Consider the following 18,188-nt stretch of genomic DNA (forward strand, 5'->3'; position numbering starts at 1 on the left):
TGCTCGGCACCAGCGGCGGAACAGCCGTCGGCACCTGCGGCGGGACCTGGTGTGGCACCTGGTGCGGCGCAGCCACAGGCGCGAGCGGCGGTACCGCGGTGGTCGGATTCTCGAGCTGAACCTCGACGGTGCCGGAGGAACCGCTCACCGTCGCGGCGCGCTCGCCGCTCGCGGTCACTCCCCTGCCGGAGTACACGGGCGCGGTGAACGTCACGCCGTCGACAGTCGCTCGCGCCTCCGTCAATGTCACCGCAGCGCCTTCGGGGATGCGAGCGAGCGTGGCACTCGAGCCGTCGTGCACGTGGAGCACGCCGCTCTTGGCATCCGCGCCAGCTCCATAGGACCACGCCACGTCGAAGGGCGTGTCGCCCACCGCGGCCTCGCCCGGTCCGGTGACGTCCTTGGTGAGGTGCAGGGCCCACAGCGCCACGCCGCTCGCGGCGCCGCCGGCGCTCGCCGTGTAGGTCACCTCCTTCGTGGTCGTGACGGATCCCGCCTCCACCGTGTTGGAGTATGCCTCGCCGGTGAAGGCGTCGAGGGGGTACGCGGTCGTGTAGCTGAGCACGTACTGCCCGCCATCGACGCGGCACGTCTGATCGCTGATGCTCACCTCGAGAAGCTGGTTGGAGGCGTCGCTCCCGGAGGTGGACCACGACGCGCTGTCGAGGCCGTGAGTGCGCCCCAGGACGCGGCAGCTCAACGAGACGCTCTCAGGGTCCAGGGTGAGCCGGTCGGAGTAGCGGTCCTTGATGACCGCCTCGCCGGTTCCCAGTCCGGGAGCATCGGCCACCACGGTCCACTCGGCGCGCCGGTGCTCGTTGTCGCCCTTCACGGACTTGCTCAGTTGGGCCGGAGGGTTCCAGGTCGCGTGGGCCGTGGCGCGGGGTTGACCGGGCACGGCCGCGATGTTCTCGAACGTCGTGCGGCTGTGTGCGGACGCCGGCAGCTCGGTCCCGTATGTGAGGACGTAGGTGCCGTCGCACTGCGAGTCGCTGATCCCCACGGTGATGCCATCAGGCCGGGCGGTGACGCTGAACCCGTGCGCTCCCACGCCCGAGGTGTGACCGGAGGTCTGCGCCTTGCAGCTCAGCTTCGCGTCGCCGAGGTACGTGAGCTCGTTCCCGCCGGACCAGGTGTCCGTGATCGTGAGGGCGCTGTGCGAGGGGCGCGCAGAGGTGGGAACGGTGACCTCCCAGTCGATGCGGCGGCGCGTGGAGTCGACGCGCCGGGCGCGCTTGGTCGGGTGCGCGGCGGGGTGATAGGCGTGCGAGGTCTGCGTGTGGGGCTGGGAGGGCGTGGGCTCGTCGACCGTGAGCGGAATGCGGTAGGTCGCACCGCCGGCGCCCACGAGGTTCACGTGATCGGCGCCGTCGGTGTAGTGAGCGGTCACCTTGAACCAGAGGTCTCCGTGGACGTTCTGGTGGGTCGCTCCGTAGTCGTTGACGGTGCAGTCGATCGCGGAGTGCGTGACCTCGCACTCGCCCACCGGCACGCCGGCCGCGTCGAGCAGAGGGAAGGGCGCCACGGGCGTCGCGATCAACTCCGGAGGCAGCGAGAGCCCGAAGTGGCTGCCTGCTGGCGTGCCAGCCGGCTCCGCCCAGTCGGCGGCGACCGTGAGCTGATGGCCGTCTGCGACGGTGGAGACGCTGGCGCGCACGCGGGAGAGCGCGTCGAAGAAACCTGCGGCAGGCGCCGGAGCGGGTGCCACATCGGGCTCGTCCGGGGCGGGAGGTGCCGACGGCTGCTGCGCGGGCTCAGCCGCGGGGACTGGCTCAGTGGCGGGAGCCAGTTCAGCCGCAGGACGAGGCTCGGCGGACGGCGTCGGCTCGGGCGTGGGGGACACCGCCGGAGTCGACACGGTCGTGTCGGCGGCGGGAGCGACCTCTGCGGCGGATGCCGGGATGGCCGCGAGCCCGAAGGCCAGGATGGCGATGGCGACGACCGCCACCAGGGCGACGATCCGACACGCGACGGCGATGGCCAGGTTCGCTGTGCCTCGGACGGTGCGGGCTACTGCATTCATGGGGGACCACTTCCTCAGAGAGTTGAGCCGGAGCGTTCCTCGAGGGGGTCGTCATGGAGATCACCTCAGCGGCGATCGGCGGGGACTCGGTGGGCCCCGGCGTGTCATACCGTTGTGACAGTTCTCACGCTTCCACGGCGCCGCGGGGTCCGCTCGGGCCTTAGGTCCCATTTTTGGCGGATGTTCCAACAAATGTCCCGGTCCTGGTGCGTCAGGGCACGTAAGGACGGCCATGCTTCGAGCCTGGTCGCGCCCGCCCGGACCGACGCCGTGATCCCCCTGGCGCGGGAGATCCAGCCCAACCCGACCGCCAGCGGCTCCGCAGAACTGATGTCACCGGGACCGCGAACGTGCTCGTGGCGGCTCGTGACGCCAGCGTGGCGCACATGGTGGTCGCGTCCTCGGTTGGCGCCTACTGGACGCTCACGAGCGCGACCACCCGGATGTGCTCATCACGCGGCTGCGCCCCGCGACGATCGTCCGGCGCGATGCCGGAGCGCAGATGGTTCGCACGCTGGCCCAAGAATGACTCAAGTCCCGCCGCGACTGCGACGGGGCTTGTCCTGTGGCGCGCCCTGAGGGATTCGAACCCCCAACCTTCTGATCCGTAGTCAGATGCTCTATCCGTTGAGCTAAGGGCGCACGGCCCGTGCGGGCCGAGTCACGAGTATACAGGCTGTGCGACGCGCGTCGCGACGAGCCGGCTACGGGTGGCGGAGACGGTGGGATTCGAACCCACGGATGGGTAACCCCATCACATCCTTAGCAGGGATGCACTTTCGGCCGCTCAGTCACGTCTCCCGATCGCCCACACAGGGTACCGGGCGCGGGGCGCGCTGAGCAAAGCGGATCCGACGAGCGGGTGATCAGGCCGCCCGCCGGTCGCGTTCCAGCCGATCAGCAGCAGCCTCCGCTGCAGCAGCCTCCGCCGTTGTCGGTGTCCACCATCGCGCTCACCTCCTTTCGACATATATCTCAAGCCGAGCGTGGCGCAGGATTCGACATATGTCAAATCTCGTGGCATGATCGCCTCATGCCAGCGAGCCTGCCCGTGATCGACGCCTCCGAGACGCTGTGCTGCGCGCCGCTCGGCTCGGCGGCGTTCTCGCCCGAGCGCGACGCCGCCCAGATCGCGGCCAGGCTGCGCGCGATGGCCGACGCCGGGCGCGTGCGCATCCTGCAGGAGCTCTCGTGCTGCGACGGCCACGCGCTCACCACCACCGAGGTGGCGACGCTGCTGGAGGTGACAGCCGCGACGGCGAACCATCACCTCCGACAGCTCGAACGCGCCGGCCTGGTGGCTCCTCGCCGTGACGGTGCGAGGGTGCTCTACGCCCTGCGCGCGGACAACGTGAGGGCGGTCGCCGCGGCGCTGAGCATCGGCTGCGACTGCTGCTGACGCTGAGACGTCCCGCGCAGGCGAGCGCGCCGCACCAGCGGCGGAGAGTGTGGGATTCGAACCCACGGAGACGGGTTACGCCTCAACAGTTTTCAAGACTGTCACCTTCGGCCGCTCGGTCAACTCTCCTCGGCGACCCGAGGATCGCCAGCGACCATTGTGCCAGCCCGAGCGAGCGCATCGGCCCTCAGGAGGCCGGACCGCCCCCATGCCAGCCCGGCTCGAGGCCAGGGGTGACGACGGTGAGGCCGTAGAGCTCCGCCGCCTGCGCGAGCTCCGCGTCGTACGTGGCGATGGTGTCCATCGCGGGATGGGCGACCGCCGCCCCCAGGTGCAGGGCTGCGAACGGCTTCAGGACCGCGGCAGCGTGCGTGGACACGGAGACGTTCTGGTCGGAGAAGCGGATCATCGCGATCTTCGCGCGCACCTGATCCACCACGTCATACGCGCGAGCCTTCTGGTCGCGCGGCATGAGCTCCGCCGCCTGCCGCAGCTCCGTCACGCCTAGCTGCGTCATCGCGACCTGGTCGATGCGAGGCACCACCCAGGCGTTCCACTCGTCGAAGTACTTCACGCCGGGCAGGAACCTGCACAGCGCGGAACCGTCGACATAGATCACGTCACCAGGGTATCGGCGCAGGCGGCGAGCCGATGCGCACGCGCCTTTGCGCACGCATCGGCCGTCTGAGTCAGCTCTTCTTGAGCTGCTTCATCGCCAACTGCACGACGGCGATGAGCGCCTGCTTGGTCGCGGCCTTCTCGCGAGCGTCCGTGTACATGACCGGGACCTCGGGCGGGATGCCCAGGGCCTCACGAACATCCTCGAGGGTGTGGCGAGCCACGCCATCGAAGCAGTTCACGCACACGACGAACGGCACGCCGCGACCCTCGAAGTAGTCGACGGCCGGGAAGCACTGGTCCAGACGCTCGGTGTCGACCAGCACGACCGCGCCGATGGCGCCCCGCACGAGGTCGTCCCACATGAACAGGAAGCGGTCCTGGCCCGGCGTCCCGAACAGGTACAGCCACAGCGAGCCCGGCAGGGCGATGCGGCCGAAGTCCATGGCGACGGTGGTGGTGGTCTTGCGGTCGGTCACGCCGCCGGCATCGTCGATGCCGATCGACTTCTCCGTCATCGCCGCCTCGGTGTTGAGGGGGTCGATGTCCGAGATCGAACCGATGAAGGTGGTCTTGCCCACCGCGAAGCCGCCCGCGATCACGATCTTGACGACCGTGGGGGCGACGGTGGGGGCGGAGGTCGCGACCGCCGCGTCAGAGGGCTGCGATGCCATCGAGGACACTCTCCAGGAGACTCAGGGAAATGCCGCCGGACTCGTCGTGGGTCGACGTGTCGTCGGCAGTTCCGCCGGTGTGAATCGTCAGGTGATTTTCTTCAGCAAGATCCGTCACCAGCACACGGACCACACCGAGCGGAAGCCGGGTGTGAGCCGAGAGCTCGGCGACGGATTGATATTGACCTGTAGCGAGCTGCAGGATCTTCTTCTTCTCCGGGGTGAGCCCCTTCAAAGCCTGGGTGGTGGAGCGCGACTCGACCAGGGCCTCCATGGGGAGGTCCTTGCTGGCAGCGCTCACGCGGCCGCCGGTCACGGCGTAGGGGCGGACCGTGTAGGTCTCCTCCTCGCCGTGCGGCGTCATCGCGTCTGTCATGATCCGTCCCCTTACGAGCGCAGCAGGCCGTCGGTGGGAAGGTTCTGACGCATCTCGGTGATGAGCTGCGGGGTGAGGGCGTTCTCGGTGCGCGACACCAGCAGTGTCATCTCGTAGCCCACCAGGCCCACGTCGCACGTCGAGTCGGCGGCCACTGCCAGCACCGAGCCGTTCGAGACGCTCATGAGGAAGAGGAACAGCTCGTCCATCTCGATGATGGACTGCCTGACCTCACCCGCTCCGAGCTGTCGCGCCGCGCCCCGGGTGAGGCTCGCCATGCCGGAGACGACCGCGGCCAGGGTGTCGCCACCGGTGCGGTCGAGGTTCTTCGACATGGCCATGAGCAGGCCATCCGCGCTCACCACGAGGGTGTGGCGAGTGCCAGGCACCGTCTGAACGAAGTTGTCGAGAAGCCATCCGAAGTTGGTGGCCTCAGTGCTGAGCTCGGTCACAGCTCCTCCTTGCTGGTAACGCTCCATCGGTGGAACGAGTTCTGGGTGGTAGGGATGCTAGTCGGTTGGGGTCTCACGAGTCGGTCGCCTCCGCAGGCTCAGTCTGGCGCTCGAAGCTCGCGACGTCATCCTTCGCGCGCTGCGTACCCGAGTAGAACGAGCTGAAGCGGTTGCGAACAGCGTCCGCGTCGCGCTCGGCCGGGGCGATCTCCACGGACTCCTCGATGGGCTTGACCTCGACCGGCGCCGCGCCCGTGGGGCGGCGGCGCTGGAGGCCAGCACTCGTCTTCTCGATCTTGGGCCGCTCGGCCGCGAGCGAGCTCAGCTCGGAGAACACCGCCGACGTCACGTCCTCGCCACCTGCGGAGTCCGGCTGGATCACCGGCTGGTAGCTGGTCGCGACCTCGGGCTCGGCGGCCTGGAGCGCGCTCGCACCGGCAGACTCCCATCCCGCCGGCGTGGCGAGCTGCTCGGGCGTGAAGCTTCGCGCGCCTCCGTCGGCTCCCCATGCAGTCGCGGGCTGCTGTGGCGCCGCGGGGAAGTCCTCCGCGCGGGGCTCCGGCTGCGGCTCGGGCGCGAAGGACGTGGGCGCGGACGGGGATGCCTGCCACGGCGACTGCGCCGGCTGCCGCGCGTCGTGCTGGGGCGACTCGTGCTGGGGCGACTCGTGGTGCGGCGCGGCCGGCTCGGGCGCGGACGGCACCTGTGGCGCGAAGGCCACCGGAGCTGACGGCACGGAAGGAGCCTGCGGTGCGCTCGTCGCCTCGGGCGCCGGCTGCGGCGTCCCGAAGGCGAAGCCGTTCTGAGCCTGCGGCGCGGGCTGCTCGTCGCGCGGGCCAGCGGCCTCGGGGACGGACGGCGTCTGTGGCGCGAAGGCGACCGGAGCCGATGGCACGGACGGGACCTGCTGGGCACTCGCGGGCTCCGGCGTCGACGTCACGGAGCTGAACGCGTGAGGCGATGACGCCGGCGGCGCGCTCGGCTGGGCCAGCGGCGCAGCGCCGGTGGCCTTGCGGTTGCCACGGCCGAACAGCCGGGCGAAGAACCCGGGGCGCTCCTCCGCGTCGTGGTCGACGGCACTCTGAATCAGGTCATCGAGGCTCGGGTTGGACCGCGCGCCTGGACTCGGAGCCGAGCTCGCGCCCGGGGCCGCGAGCTCCTCCTGGCGCTCGGCATCCACGGGCTCTGCAGCGGCCACCGGCTCGGCCACGGGCTCAGGCGCCGGCGATGCGAAGCCCGGCGCGGCCGGGGCGAACCCGGGTGCCGGCTGCTGGGCGACGGGCGCGGCCGGAGCATCGTGCTCGACCGCGGACTGCGACCACGGGGCCGCTGCCGGGGCAGCGGACGGGGCCGACGGCGCGTGCGCCGACTGCTCCCACGGCATGCTCGTCGGTGTGCCGTCGTGAGGCGCGGCCGGAGCGGGCATGTCGTAGCGATCGTCGCTCAGGGAGACCGCGTCGACGCCGCTGTGCGGATCCGGAACGTCCGAGGGGGCGTCGTCGGCAGGCACGGCCGCGGCTCGCGCGTCCTCCGCCTGGTCCGCCTGGTCCGCCTGACCGTGATCGGCCTCGGCGGCCTCATCCTCGTCGCTCTCGAGGCTCGGGATCACCATGGGAGCAGCGGAGTCTGCGCCGAACTCCGGCTCGAAGTCGTCAGCGCTCGAGGCGGACAGGGCTGGCCCGTCGCTCTCCAGGTCAGGGACGGACTCGACTCGGGTCTCGTCCGCCGCAGGGGTCGCGGGCGCCGATGCGCTCGCCGGCTCGTCTTGGTGCGCGACGGCACCGGTAGCCGCCAGCCCGACGCCCGTGGCTCCAGCGAGCTTGGGCATCGAGAAGGTCGGCAGGTCAGCGTCAGGCTGCGGCGACAGATCGTCTTCGGCGGCGACGGGTGCCGACGCCGCGGAAGGCGCCGTCGGCGCCGAGGCCGCGGAGCTCGCCGACGCGAACGACGTCGCGGACCCGACGGGCGCGTCGGCCCCATCTGCAGCGTTCGCGTCGGCAGCGTGCGCGTCCGCGGAGCTCGGAGCGCCGCCATCCTCGGCTGCCCGCGCTCCGAAGAACGCGGCCGCGCCGAAGGCGGTCGCGCCGGCGGCGATCGCAGTGTCACCAGAGCCGTCGGCGTCCGCGCCCTCACCGTCCGCGCTGCCCTCGGGAGAGGGCGCGTCATCGGGCTCGAGCGACGGGATGGTCAGCTCGGGCTCGGCCGGCGCCGCGGACTCCGCGGGCTCCGCCGGCTCGTTGGCCGCAGCAAGGGCGGATGCGTCGAGGCCGCCACGACGGGCAGCGTGGCCGAGCGACTCCTGCTCGGGATCGACCGGCGCCTCGTCCTCGGTGGACCTGCGCGACCGGAAGCCGCGGAACATCGACGCGCGCTCCTCGGCGGACTGCGGCGCGAGCTCGCTGGGCGAGACGGCGGGCGTGAAGCCGCCGGCCTGCTCCGCCTCGAGGGCGGACAGCTGCTCGTCGGTCGCGGTCGCAGGAAGTCCGACGATCGACTGCTGCTCGCGCTCGGCGTCGGCGGGCGCGGGAGCCTCCCGGCGACGGCGCGTGGGCAGGCCCGCTCCGGTGGTCCCCTCGGTGAGGTCTGCGGGGTTGGACTGCTCGCCGGAGGGCGCGGCGGCGGCATCGGCGGCGATCAGCGCCTCGATCGAGTTCGGGTCTGCCTGCGGCTGCGGGCTGGCCTCCTGCTCGGTGGTCGCCGGGCCTGACGCGGCACCACGGCCCGCGAGCAGGCTTGCGCCTTCCTCGATCACCGTCGGGGTGTACGCGGGTGCCGCGGTGGCGCGCGATGGCAACTCGGAGATCTCGTCCGCGGCGTCGTGGCTCACGAGCGCCGCCGGGGCATGAGTCGCGGCGTCGACTGCGGAGCCCGAGATGTGCTCCTCCGGAACGCTCTCCTCCGACACGAACAGCGACTGCGGCATGGTGACGGTCGCCACCGTGCCCTTGTTCTCCTGGGAGGCGATGCTGACGCGCGCACCCACGCGACGGGCGATGCGGCCGACCACGAACAGGCCCAGGCGCTGCGCGCCCAGGATCTCGGACGCGGCCGACGAGGCGACGCGGTTGTTGGCCTCGGCGAGCTCCGACTCGGTCATGCCGATTCCGGAGTCCTCGATCTCGACCACGTACGTCCCGTCGATGTGCCGCGTGCGCACCACGACCTGGGTGCCAGGGTCGGAGAACACGGTCGCGTTCTCGAGGAGCTCGGCGAACAGGTGCGCTGCGGTGAGCGCCGAGTGACCGAGCATCGAGGGATCGGCGTCGAGCTCGAGCTGCACGCGCTCGTAGAGCTCGATCTCCGACGACGCGGTGCGGATCACGTCGGACAGCGGCATCGGACGGCGCAGGCGACGGCCGGTATCGATGCCTGCGAGCACCAGGAGCGACTCGGAGTTTCGACGCATTCGGGTCGCGAGGTGGTCGAGCGCGAACAGCCGGGTCAGCGTATCCGGGTCGTCCTCGGTGCGCTCCATCTCGTCGATCGACTTGAGCTGGCGGTTGAGGAGGACCTGGTCACGACGGGCGACGTTGACGAACATCTCCGAGATCGAGCCACGCAGGGCGGCCTGCTCGGCCGCGATCGACAGCGTCGCGGCGTTGACGCCGTTGAACGCCTCCGCGAGCGTGCCGATCTCATCACGGGACTCGACGGTGATCTGCACCTCGGAGACGTCCACCTGCTCGCCCGGCATCGCCACGCGCTCCACGAGGCGCGGCAGCTCCTGGCGCACGGCGGTCGCCGTCGTGGTCAGGCGTCGCAGCGGGTTGATGATGCGGCGGGCGATGAGGAGGGCGATGATGATCGACGCCACGACGACCAGCACGGCGACGATGGCCGTCAGGATGGCCTGGGTGAGCGCCGCTCCGGCGTCTGCCGCCACCATGTCCTCGACCTCGTTCCAGAGGTCCTCGCGCAGCGGCTCGTAGACCGCAAGCTCCTCGTCGACCTGCTCCGCCCACTGGGCGTTGCTCTGGGCGGCCAGGTCGGTGTCGGTGCCTCGGATGACCGCGGCACGCACGGACTCGTACGACTGCTGGTCGAGGGAGCCGTCGAATCCCACGGACGCGCCGAAGTCGGGGACGGGCTCGACGCCGGCGATGGCGGCGGACGAGTCCTGCGCCTCCTCGAGCGTCAGGTCCGTGCGGACCGTCAGGTTCCTCGCCTCGGTGGACTCGCCCACCTGGAAGGTGCCCGCGCGGATCAGCTTCTCGAACTCTGACTTCTCGAACTCCATGTTCTCGACGAGCGCGTCGAGATCGCCGTACGCCTGGAGCGCGGCGACGACCTCGCGGTCGGTCATCGCCACGGCGATGTCGTCCGCGGCGCCGACGATCGTGAGCAGGATGCTGCGGTAGAAGCCGGAGTAGGTGGCGACGTTGCCCTGCGCGGCGCGCACGCCGGTGCGAACCGACTCGAGGTTCGCGATGGCGGCCTCGCCGGACGACAGCGCGGCGACGGCGGCGGCGTTGTCCTCGTTCTGCTCGAGGCGCGCGGTCGAGCCCAGCAGCGCGGCGATGGCGCGGTCGACGTCGGCGGCGCTCGAGTCGACCTGTGCCTGCAGCGGGACCGGCTCGGTGAACAGGCGTGCAGCGGTGTCGCGCTCGTAGCCGATGCTGGACTCGAGGATCGTGAAGCTTCCGCCGACCGTCGCAGGGGCGTCCTCCGCGACTGCGGCGACTGCGGCCTGCGTCGCGGTGTACGCGTCCTGCATCGCCGCGACCTCGTCCTCGGCGGGGAACGTCAGCCAGCCCCCCTCCTCGGCCGGCGCGCCCAGCGTGACGGCGCGCTGCGCAGCGAAGAGCGGGTCGTCGGGACCGCTCACTCCCAGCGCGGCGTAGAGCTCGGGCACCAGCTCCGACGCGTCCTCGGCCTGCAGGTCGGCAACGGCCGCGTCGACGGCCTCGTCCGTGTCGTTCTGTCCGAGCACTCGGGCGTTGCTCACGCCCTGCACGATGTCCACGAACTCGGTTCCCGCCCAGCGCTCGTCCTGCAGCGCGGCCTCGAGCCCGCGGGTGGTGTCGAGGGTCTCGACCAGATCCTGGGAGTTGCGGGCGGCACTGAGGTCCTGGGAGGCGCCGTAGGTGATGAAGGCGGCCGCGAGCACGAGCACCAGGATCGGCACTGCCACCACCGCGAGGATCTTTCCCCGAATACCAAGCCTTTGGAGCATCTACTCTCTCCCTCACAAGCCACGTGCCTGGCCAGCTGGACATCTTCCAGCCGCGCCCTCATGCATCTGGACCCCAGCCTTATCGGCACCTTCGCCGAGAACCTGAAACCAGCGGCTTCGCAGACTGAGACGCTATACCGTGGCCGCTATGACGCAAACCATTGGGGCGTTGATGTGATCATCTCCACTTTGCGTGGTTTTGGCGGACCCGAGGTCCTCCACCTCGCCGAGGCCCCCGATCCGGCCCCTAGCCCTCACGACGTGGTGGTCGCCGTGCGCGCCGCCGGCGTGAATCGGGCAGACCTCCTACAGCGCGAAGGCCGGTACCCTCCGCCGGCCGGATCGCCGGAATGGCCCGGGCTCGAGGTCGCCGGCGAGGTGGTCGAGATGGGCGGACGGGTCACCCGCTGGCAGCTCGGCGACGCGGTGTGCGCGCTCGTGGCGGGTGGCGGCTATGCCCAGCGCGTCGCCGTCCACGAGGACCTGGTCCTGCCGCGCCCTGATGGGCTGTCCTGGGAAGAGGCCGGCAGCATCGTGGAGGCGGCGTGCACGGCGTGGTCCACCTTGGAGGCGGCCGATGCGCGGGCTGGGCAGACCCTGCTCGTCCAGGGAGGATCCGGTGGAGTGGGCAGCCTCGCGATCCAGATCGCTGCCGCGCACGGCATGCGGGTGCTCGCCACGGCGCGAGGGTCGGACCGCGCCGCGCGGTGCGAGGCGCTGGGCGCGGTCGGGATCGACTACACCGCAGGAGACGTGGTGGACCGCGTGCGCGAGCTGGGCGGGGCCGACGTGATCCTCGACGTGCTGGGCGCCGGCGCCTTGGCCGACAACCTCGCGATGCTGCGCCCTGACGGAGCGCTCGCCGTCATCGGACTTCAGCGCGGCGTCCGCGGCGAGCTCGACCTGGGCCGGCTGCTGGCGCTGCGCGGCAGGCTGATCGGCACCACCCTGCGAGCCCGACCCCACGCGCAGAAGGCCGCGATCGTGCGCGCCGTCGAACGCGACGTGTGGCCCTTCGTCCCCACGCAGGTGCGGCCCGTCGTGCACGGGGCCTTCGCGCTCGGCGAGGCCGACCACGCCCACCGCGCCCTCGAATCAGGCGACGTCTTCGGCAAACTGGTGCTCACGCCGCCCCGATGACCCGCGCATCGGCCCCGCGCATCGGCCCCGCGCATCGGCCCCGCGCACTGTCCCCCTCCTCCGCGGCTGATGCGCGAATGGGGAGCTGAACGTCAGCGAAGGTTGCCTGACGCCAACGAGCTCGCGAGCGCAGGCGACACCGGCAGCCGCGGGATCAAGGTCGCCTGCAGCGCGTGATAGATGTCCGCCTTGCCCTCCCACACCGTCCGGGAGACCGCATTGCCCGGGCCGAGCTCGTGCCACCACGAGCCGCCTCGTCGATCGATGTGGAACTCAGCCGCGAAGTCCCACCAGCGCTGGTAGTCCTCCGCGTATGCCGCGTTCCTGGTGACGGACCACAGCACCGCGGCGGCGCCGATCGCCTCCGCCGTCACCCAGTGCATGCGCTCGCGCACGACCGGCTTTCCCTCCCAGTCGACCGTGTAGACGAACCCCACCGCGCCGTCGACGTTCCACCCCTCGCGCACGGCCGCCTCATACAGGTGCTTGGCATCCTCGACCATCCACTCTGGTCGCGCGAGGCCGGACTGCTGCACGGACGATGCGAGCTGCAGCGTCAGCCGAGACCACTCGAACAGATGGCCGATGGTGGCGCCGTAGGGGCGGAACGGGTGGGCGGGATGCCCCGCGTTGTACTCGAGCAGCGGGGTCCATGACGAGTCGAAGTGCTCCGGCAGGCGCCAGTCGTTCTCCAGGGCGTACGCGTGCACCACGCGCTCGGCGATGCGCAGCGCTCGAGCGAGGAGCTGCTTGTCGCCCGTCGCATCCGCCGCCGCCATGTACGCCTCGACCGTGTGCATGTTCGCGTTGACGCCGCGGTAGTCCTCCACCTCCGACCAGTCGCGGCCGAAGACCTCCCGGCTCATCCCGGCGCCCTCGTCCCAGAACCTCTCGGCATGCACGGCGAGCGCCTCGTCCAGCAGCGACTGCGCCCCCGGACGGCCCGCCATGAGCGCCGACGACGCCGCGAGGATCACGAATGCGTGGCCGTACGCCTCCTTGAGATCCTTGGTGATGGCATCCCCGTCAACGGCCGCGAACCATCCCCCGTGCACGTCGTCATGCAGTCGCCCGCGCAGAGCGTCGATGCCGTGGTCAGCGAGCGCGCCGGCACCTGGGCGTCCCATGAGCGCCGCGAGGGAGAAGCAGTGGGTCATGCGGCAGGTGATCCACAGCTCCACGGGACGCGTCACGTCGAGACTGCCCGCCTCGTCGAGCCACCCGAACCCGCCGCGCGGGTCGAGGCTCGCGGCGCCGAACTCGAGCAGTCGATCCGTCTCGGACTCGAGCCAGCGCACGTGCGCGGGGTTCGTCATCCAGATCATGGTGTGAGGCTAGCGCCGCGCTCAGAGGACGGCGAGGCGGTCGGGGTCGATGAGCCGCTCGAGCAGCGGAAGCAGCCCGTCCTCCTCGACCGACCCCAGAACCTCGTCCGCGGCAGCGTGAACGTGCGCGGGCGCATTTCCCATCGCCGCTGACTGACCCGCCCACTCGAGCATCGCGAGGTCGTTGTTGCCGTCGCCGACGGCCACCGTGTGGGCGGGATACACGCCCAGCTTGCGGCGCAGCGCCTCGAGCGCGGACGCCTTGGTCACGCCCGGCGGCGTCAGGTCGAGCCACGCCGAGTAGCCCACCGCGTACGTGACGTCGTTGAGGCCGATGCGGTGGACCAGATCGTCGAAGTGGGAGACGTCCACGCCGGGCGCACGGATCACCACGCGGGTCGCCTCGCCGTGCGCCAGGTCCTCGAAGCTGTCGACCACGATCTGCCGACCGGTGAGCTCTCCCATCGGGAACTCACGGCTCACGCGGAACCCCACGCCCAGGTCCTCGACGGCGAAGAACGCGTCCGGCATCTCCTCGCGGATGAGCGCGAGAGCCGCCGTGGGATCGAAGGTGACCGTCTCGATGATGTCGTAGCCACCGGGGCTTGCTGGGTTCAGGCGCAGCGTCACCGCTCCGTTGGAGCACACGGCGTAGCCGCGCCTGATACCCAGCCGCTCCGCCACGGGCATGGTCGCGACGATGTTGCGGCCGGTCGCGAGGATCACGTGATTGCGGCACATGCGCACCTGCTCGACCGCCCGCACCACCCGATCCGAGATGTCGCCGCCCCAGTGCATGAGGGTGCCGTCGATGTCGAGGCCGAGGATCCGCCACGAGTCGTTGTCGAGCGGGGGGCGCATCTCCATGACACAGATGCTACGACGTGCCGGTGACGCAGGGTGGAGGACGTCAGGACAGCGCGTCGAGCACTGCGACCACGCCGTCGTCGTCAAGTGTTCCGGTGACGTGGGTCGCCGCCTCGCGCACCGCCTGTGAGGCCTGGCCCATCGCGACCGAGTGCGCCGCCCACGCGAACATGGGCAGATCGTTGGTGTGGTCTCCCACCGCGACCGTGTTGCGCCGCGGCACGCCATACGCCACCCGCAGCTCCTCGAGCCCTGAGGCCTTGGTCACGCCAGGGGGCGACGCATCGACCCAGCCCGAGCCCAGGTCGGTGAAGGGATGGCAGCTGAGCCCCAGGTGCTCGATCGCGTCATGGAGCTCGTCGCCCGTCGCCGTGGTGCTGCTCACCATGAGAGCGGTGGTCTCCGCCGCGTCCGCGTCCGTCATCCCTGCGGCCATGCGACCGAACACCGTGCCCTGAGGATGCGCCACGCCCACCGCATGCCCCGTGTCGATGTGCTCCACGCTGTAGCTCAGGTCAGGGAAGCGCGACAGCAGCGCCGAGATCGCAGGTCGCGCGTCGAACGTGCGGCGCGCGGTGATCTCGAAGTCCGCGGCATCGGGCGAGGTGTGGACCGTGACCGCGCCCTGGGAGCACAGCATGTCGAGGTCGCCCCAGCCCTGCTGGCGGGCCAACGCCAGTGCGGAGTCCGTCTGCCGGCCCGTCGCGAAGACGAGGTGCACCCCCGCATCGCGCACGCGGTCGATCGCCTCCTGGACCGCGCGCGAGACCACGCCCAGGGAACGCACCTCGCCAACGGTCTCCTGGTACGAGCACGTGTCATCGATGTCGAGCGCGAGCAGCACGGGCGCGGTCGGATCGAGGTCGAACCGCAGGGGGGCGGGCGTCGCGCCCGCACTCATGCGACCGGCTCGAGCCGCTCGACCCCGCCCAGGTAGGGCCGCAGGATCTCGGGCACGTGCACCGAGCCGTCCGCCTGCTGATGGTTCTCGAGCAGCGCCACGATCCACCGCGTGGTACCGATGGTGCCGTTGACGGTCGCCACTGCCTCCGTGCCGCGCTCGCCCCGCTCGCGGACGTTGAGCCTGCGCGCCTGATACGTGGTGCAGTTCGAGGTCGACGTGACCTCCATCCAGCGCTCCTGGCTCGGCAGCCACGCCTCGCAGTCGAACTTGCGCGCCGCGCTCATGCCCAGGTCGCCGGCCGCGGTGTCGATCACCCGGTACGGCAGCTCGAGCGCCTGCAGCATGCGCTCCTCGATCTCGAGGAACCGCGCGTGCTCGGCGGCCGCGTCGGCGGCGGTCACGTAGCTGAACATCTCCACCTTGTGGAACTGGTGCACGCGGATGATGCCACGCGTGTCGCGCCCGGCGGACCCGGCCTCGCGCCGATAGCACGCGCTCCAGCCGGCATACCGGAGTGGGCCGCTGCTCAGGTCGAGTATCTCGTCCGTGTGGTAGCCCGCGAGCGCGACCTCCGAGGTTCCCGTCAGGTACAGCTCATCGCGCTCGAGGTAGTAGATCTCGTCCGCATGCTTGCCCAGGAACCCGGTGCCCGCCATGGTCTCCGGGCGCACGAGGGTGGGCGTGATCATCGGGCTGAAGCCCGCATCCTGCGCCACGGCCATCGCCGCGTTCAGGATCGCGAGCTCGAGGCGCGCCCCGACGCCGGTGAGGAAGTAGAACCGAGCACCGGACACCTTCGCGCCGCGCTCCATGTCGATGGCCTTGAGGCCCTCGGCGATCGCGAGGTGATCCGCGACCTCGACGCCCTCGGCAGCGAAGTCGCGCACCTCGCCCTCATGACGCAGGACCGCGAAGCTGTCCTCGCCGCCGCTCGGCACGCCGGCCTCGGGGATGTTGCCCAGCGACCGGGCGAGCTCGATCGCCCGAGCCGCCGCCGCATCGGCGCTTGCCTGCAGCTCCTTGACCTCGGCGGCCAGCGTCTTGGTGCGCGCGAGCAGCGCCTGTTTGGCGTCGCCCTGAGCCTGCGCGACGTCCTTGCCCAGCGCCTTCTGCTCCGCCCGCTTGGTCTCGAAGTCCGCGAGCGCGCCGCGGTGCTCGGCGTCCGCCGCGAGCACCCGATCGACCACATCGGGGTCCTCTCCGCGAGAGCGCTGGCTGTCCTTCACGAGGTCCGGCTGAGCACGAAGGAGCTTCAGGTCGATCATGCGGGCGAGTCTATCGGCGGCGTAGGCTCGGGACATGGTTGCCCTGGTGCTCGGCGGTATTGCCCTGATCATCGCCGTCATGGCGCTGGTGCTCGCCGTCACCATCACGCGCCGCGTGGGGGCCCGCGATCCCTTCGCCGTGCCCAAGTATCTGCGCCGACTCCTGCGGATCCGGCCCGCCGTTCCCGGCGGCAGCGGAGCCTTCAGCCTCGACCACCCCGACCAGCAGCGTGTCGCCTTCGTCGCCAACCCGTCGAAGGACGGCGTCCTCCAGATCAAGGAGCGCGCGATGCGTGCGTGCGCGATCCGGTATCTGCCGCAGCCCATGTGGTTCACCACGACGGTCGAGGATCCGGGGACGGGACAGGCGCGCGCGGCCGTCGAGGCGGGCGCCGATGTGGTGGTCGCCGTGGGTGGCGACGGCACGGTGCGCGCCGTCGCGGAGGCGCTCGCCGGCACTGGCGTGGCGATGGGGATCCTGCCCATGGGCACCGGGAACCTCTTCGCACGCAACCTGGACCTGCCGCTGGCGGACACGAGTGCGCTCATGCGAACGGCTCTCGAGGGAGTGGACCGCGCCGTCGACGTGGGCTACCTGGACGTCGACCGCGCCGACGGCGAGTTCGACCACGAGGGGCGCCACCTGTTCCTCGTCATGGCGGGCGCGGGCATCGACGCGGAGATGGTCGCGGGCGCCAATCCGACCCTCAAGCGCCGGCTCGGATGGATGGCGTACTTCTTCGCGGCGCTCGAGCATCTGGGCGACAAGCGCATGACGGCGACGGTCACCATCGACGACGGCGAGCCCGTCACCAACGAGATGCGCACCGTGCTGCTCGCGAACGCTGGGCGACTGCCCGGCGGCCTTCAGCTGATCCCGGATGCGTCGATCTCGGATGGCACCCTCGACATCGCGACGCTCGACGCGCGCGCCGGGATCGTGGGATGGACAGACCTGTTCGGATCGGTCATCGCTCAAGGCGCTGGCATCAAGCAGTCCGAGGTCCTCCAGGCGTGGCGCGCGTCCCGCATCGACACCGCGACGGGGCGCAAGGTCGAGATCTCCATGGCGTCGCCCGAGCGCGTGCAGGTCGACGGCGAGGAGCTCGGGCGCGCGACTCGGATCACGGCGGTCCTCGATCCAGGCGCCCTGAAGGTCCGAGTCCCGGCCACCTGACCCGCGCCTCCCCTCCCCCTGATGCGCGAGTTGGGCCCAACTCGCGCACCTAAGCGACTTGATGCACCAGAACCGACCCACAGGATCGCAGGTCTACCGCGCCGCTAGGGCCTCCCGAACACGTCGCCTGCACCACTCCGGACGGCGAGTGATGTCCTCCCAGGTGAGCCGGATCACCATGAACCCCACGGAGGCAAGCAGCGCATCGCGTTCGATATCGCGCCGCCGCTGACCGTCGTCAGAGTGGTGACGTGCCCCGTCGAGCTCAATCGCGATGCGCGACGCCCGATGGACCATGTCAGGGTGCAGCACTCGTCCGCCCACCGCTATCGCCCCTTGGCGCTCCCAGTCGCGCCACTCCGGGCCGTGGAAGACCTCTGTCGCAGCGATGTACTCGAGCATGCTCTGAACGCCCTCACGCGCGAGAGCGACGACCTTTAGCAGTCCGTCGCGATCGGGTATGCGCGCGGTCGAGTCGACACGCTCCCTCAGAACGGAAGCGCGCACGCTCATGTCTCGCAGAACATCGAGCAGGAGCCCCTTGCGGTCGTCGGCTTGCGCCCGGCGCCACGCCATCACTGCGGCATCTTCAACCCCAACGACCCGAAGCCCGCGAACCACGTCGCTCGCTGGCACGTCGTCTGTGCGCAGCGTGTCCACGAATGCCGGCCTAGCGAGCTTGGAGCCGCGCGGCAACACGACGTCGATTCGCTCGGGCTCGGCGCCTCTCCAGCCTCGCACCCACAGAGCCGCAACGCCCGAGATCACGCCAGATGGAGCCATCCAGCTCGAGAC

At 70.7% G+C, this 18,188-nt stretch carries 14 protein-coding genes and 3 tRNA genes; 3 read left to right on the forward strand and 14 right to left on the reverse strand.

Features of this window, described 5'->3' with window-relative positions:
• The 3 genes from B7K22_RS12050 to B7K22_RS05375 all read right to left on the reverse strand — a co-directional run.
• The coding region (locus B7K22_RS12050) for a DUF5979 domain-containing protein (RefSeq protein ID WP_200807367.1) at nucleotides 1-2,023 on the reverse strand (2,023 nt) is incomplete at its 3' end.
• Nucleotides 2,024-2,589: 566 nt separating this feature from the next.
• A tRNA-Arg gene (locus B7K22_RS05370) sits at nucleotides 2,590-2,665 on the reverse strand.
• A 69-nt stretch (nucleotides 2,666-2,734) separates the two neighbouring features.
• Nucleotides 2,735-2,824 (reverse strand) — tRNA-Ser (locus tag B7K22_RS05375).
• A gap of 232 nt (nucleotides 2,825-3,056) precedes the next feature.
• Between B7K22_RS05375 and B7K22_RS05380 the strand changes: the two genes are divergently transcribed.
• Complete coding sequence (locus B7K22_RS05380; protein WP_084038951.1) at nucleotides 3,057-3,422, forward strand: helix-turn-helix transcriptional regulator; 366 nt, start codon at nucleotides 3,057-3,059, stop codon at nucleotides 3,420-3,422.
• Between the two features lie 41 nt (nucleotides 3,423-3,463).
• Here the strand turns inward: B7K22_RS05380 and B7K22_RS05385 are convergent.
• From B7K22_RS05385 to B7K22_RS05410, 6 genes are all read right to left on the reverse strand, one after another.
• Nucleotides 3,464-3,551: transfer RNA gene (locus B7K22_RS05385), tRNA-Ser, on the reverse strand.
• A 58-nt stretch (nucleotides 3,552-3,609) separates the two neighbouring features.
• A complete protein-coding gene (locus B7K22_RS05390) occupies nucleotides 3,610-4,041 on the reverse strand; it encodes a hypothetical protein (RefSeq protein WP_084038952.1) in 432 nt (143 codons plus the stop codon).
• 70 nt (nucleotides 4,042-4,111) lie between these two features.
• A complete protein-coding gene (locus B7K22_RS05395; RefSeq protein WP_084038953.1) occupies nucleotides 4,112-4,714 on the reverse strand; it encodes an ATP/GTP-binding protein in 603 nt (200 codons plus the stop codon).
• Nucleotides 4,695-5,090 carry a DUF742 domain-containing protein gene (locus B7K22_RS05400; RefSeq protein WP_234983320.1) on the reverse strand — a complete coding sequence of 132 codons (396 nt, stop codon included), beginning with the start codon at nucleotides 5,088-5,090 and terminating at the stop codon, nucleotides 4,695-4,697. The genes B7K22_RS05395 and B7K22_RS05400 overlap by 20 nt, the downstream gene beginning before the upstream one ends.
• Before the next feature lie 11 nt (nucleotides 5,091-5,101).
• Entirely contained in the window at nucleotides 5,102-5,569 is a 468-nt protein-coding gene (locus B7K22_RS05405; protein ID WP_200807368.1) for a roadblock/LC7 domain-containing protein, read from the reverse strand.
• Nucleotides 5,570-5,615: 46 nt separating this feature from the next.
• Nucleotides 5,616-10,673: an ATP-binding protein gene (locus B7K22_RS05410; RefSeq protein WP_144276248.1), complete on the reverse strand. Its 5,058-nt coding sequence runs from the start codon at nucleotides 10,671-10,673 to the stop codon at nucleotides 5,616-5,618.
• A gap of 216 nt (nucleotides 10,674-10,889) precedes the next feature.
• On the opposite strand from B7K22_RS05410, the gene B7K22_RS05415 reads away from it, so the two are divergent.
• Nucleotides 10,890-11,855 carry an NAD(P)H-quinone oxidoreductase gene (locus B7K22_RS05415; RefSeq protein WP_144276249.1) on the forward strand — a complete coding sequence of 322 codons (966 nt, stop codon included), beginning with the start codon at nucleotides 10,890-10,892 and terminating at the stop codon, nucleotides 11,853-11,855.
• A gap of 92 nt (nucleotides 11,856-11,947) precedes the next feature.
• On the opposite strand, the gene B7K22_RS05420 is transcribed toward B7K22_RS05415, so the two are convergent.
• From B7K22_RS05420 to serS, 4 genes are read right to left on the reverse strand one after another with little or no spacing between them, the layout of a single operon-like run.
• Nucleotides 11,948-13,180 (reverse strand): AGE family epimerase/isomerase, encoded by a 1,233-nt coding sequence (locus tag B7K22_RS05420; RefSeq protein ID WP_084038958.1) that lies wholly within the window; start codon nucleotides 13,178-13,180, stop codon nucleotides 11,948-11,950.
• 21 nt (nucleotides 13,181-13,201) lie between these two features.
• On the reverse strand, nucleotides 13,202-14,047 hold the full coding sequence (locus B7K22_RS05425) for an HAD family hydrolase (RefSeq protein ID WP_234983321.1): 846 nt from the start codon (nucleotides 14,045-14,047) through the stop codon (nucleotides 13,202-13,204).
• A 43-nt stretch (nucleotides 14,048-14,090) separates the two neighbouring features.
• Complete coding sequence (locus B7K22_RS05430; protein ID WP_084038960.1) at nucleotides 14,091-14,948, reverse strand: HAD family hydrolase; 858 nt, start codon at nucleotides 14,946-14,948, stop codon at nucleotides 14,091-14,093.
• Nucleotides 14,945-16,216, reverse strand: coding sequence for a serine--tRNA ligase (serS, locus tag B7K22_RS05435; protein ID WP_084038961.1), 1,272 nt, complete (start codon nucleotides 16,214-16,216; stop codon nucleotides 14,945-14,947). Before serS ends, B7K22_RS05430 begins: the two co-directional genes overlap by 4 nt.
• A gap of 34 nt (nucleotides 16,217-16,250) precedes the next feature.
• On the opposite strand from serS, the gene B7K22_RS05440 reads away from it, so the two are divergent.
• Nucleotides 16,251-17,393, forward strand: a complete 1,143-nt coding sequence (locus B7K22_RS05440) for a diacylglycerol kinase family protein (protein ID WP_084038962.1) — start codon at nucleotides 16,251-16,253, stop codon at nucleotides 17,391-17,393.
• Between the two features lie 93 nt (nucleotides 17,394-17,486).
• On the opposite strand, the gene B7K22_RS12055 is transcribed toward B7K22_RS05440, so the two are convergent.
• Nucleotides 17,487-17,906, reverse strand: coding sequence for an endonuclease domain-containing protein (locus B7K22_RS12055; protein WP_159448769.1), 420 nt, complete (start codon nucleotides 17,904-17,906; stop codon nucleotides 17,487-17,489).
• Nucleotides 17,907-18,188 lie beyond the last annotated feature (282 nt).

It is taken from the genome of Demequina sp. NBRC 110053, assembly GCF_002090095.1.
Taxonomy (GTDB): domain Bacteria; phylum Actinomycetota; class Actinomycetes; order Actinomycetales; family Demequinaceae; genus Demequina.

What these genes read in the sequence shown, in the direction of transcription:
- serS (WP_084038961.1), bottom strand. Translation starts at nt 16,216, where the DNA reads ATGATCGACCTGAAGCTCCTTCGTGCTCAGCCGGACCTCGTGAAGGAC.
- B7K22_RS05425 (WP_234983321.1), bottom strand. Translation starts at nt 14,047, where the DNA reads ATGGAGATGCGCCCCCCGCTCGACAACGACTCGTGGCGGATCCTCGGC.
- B7K22_RS05380 (WP_084038951.1), top strand. Translation starts at nt 3,057, where the DNA reads ATGCCAGCGAGCCTGCCCGTGATCGACGCCTCCGAGACGCTGTGCTGC.
- B7K22_RS05395 (WP_084038953.1), bottom strand. Translation starts at nt 4,714, where the DNA reads ATGGCATCGCAGCCCTCTGACGCGGCGGTCGCGACCTCCGCCCCCACC.
- B7K22_RS12055 (WP_159448769.1), bottom strand. Translation starts at nt 17,906, where the DNA reads ATGAGCGTGCGCGCTTCCGTTCTGAGGGAGCGTGTCGACTCGACCGCG.
- B7K22_RS05420 (WP_084038958.1), bottom strand. Translation starts at nt 13,180, where the DNA reads ATGATCTGGATGACGAACCCCGCGCACGTGCGCTGGCTCGAGTCCGAG.
- B7K22_RS05440 (WP_084038962.1), top strand. Translation starts at nt 16,251, where the DNA reads ATGGTTGCCCTGGTGCTCGGCGGTATTGCCCTGATCATCGCCGTCATG.
- B7K22_RS05430 (WP_084038960.1), bottom strand. Translation starts at nt 14,948, where the DNA reads ATGAGTGCGGGCGCGACGCCCGCCCCCCTGCGGTTCGACCTCGATCCG.
- B7K22_RS05400 (WP_234983320.1), bottom strand. Translation starts at nt 5,090, where the DNA reads ATGACAGACGCGATGACGCCGCACGGCGAGGAGGAGACCTACACGGTC.
- B7K22_RS05405 (WP_200807368.1), bottom strand. Translation starts at nt 5,569, where the DNA reads ATGGAGCGTTACCAGCAAGGAGGAGCTGTGACCGAGCTCAGCACTGAG.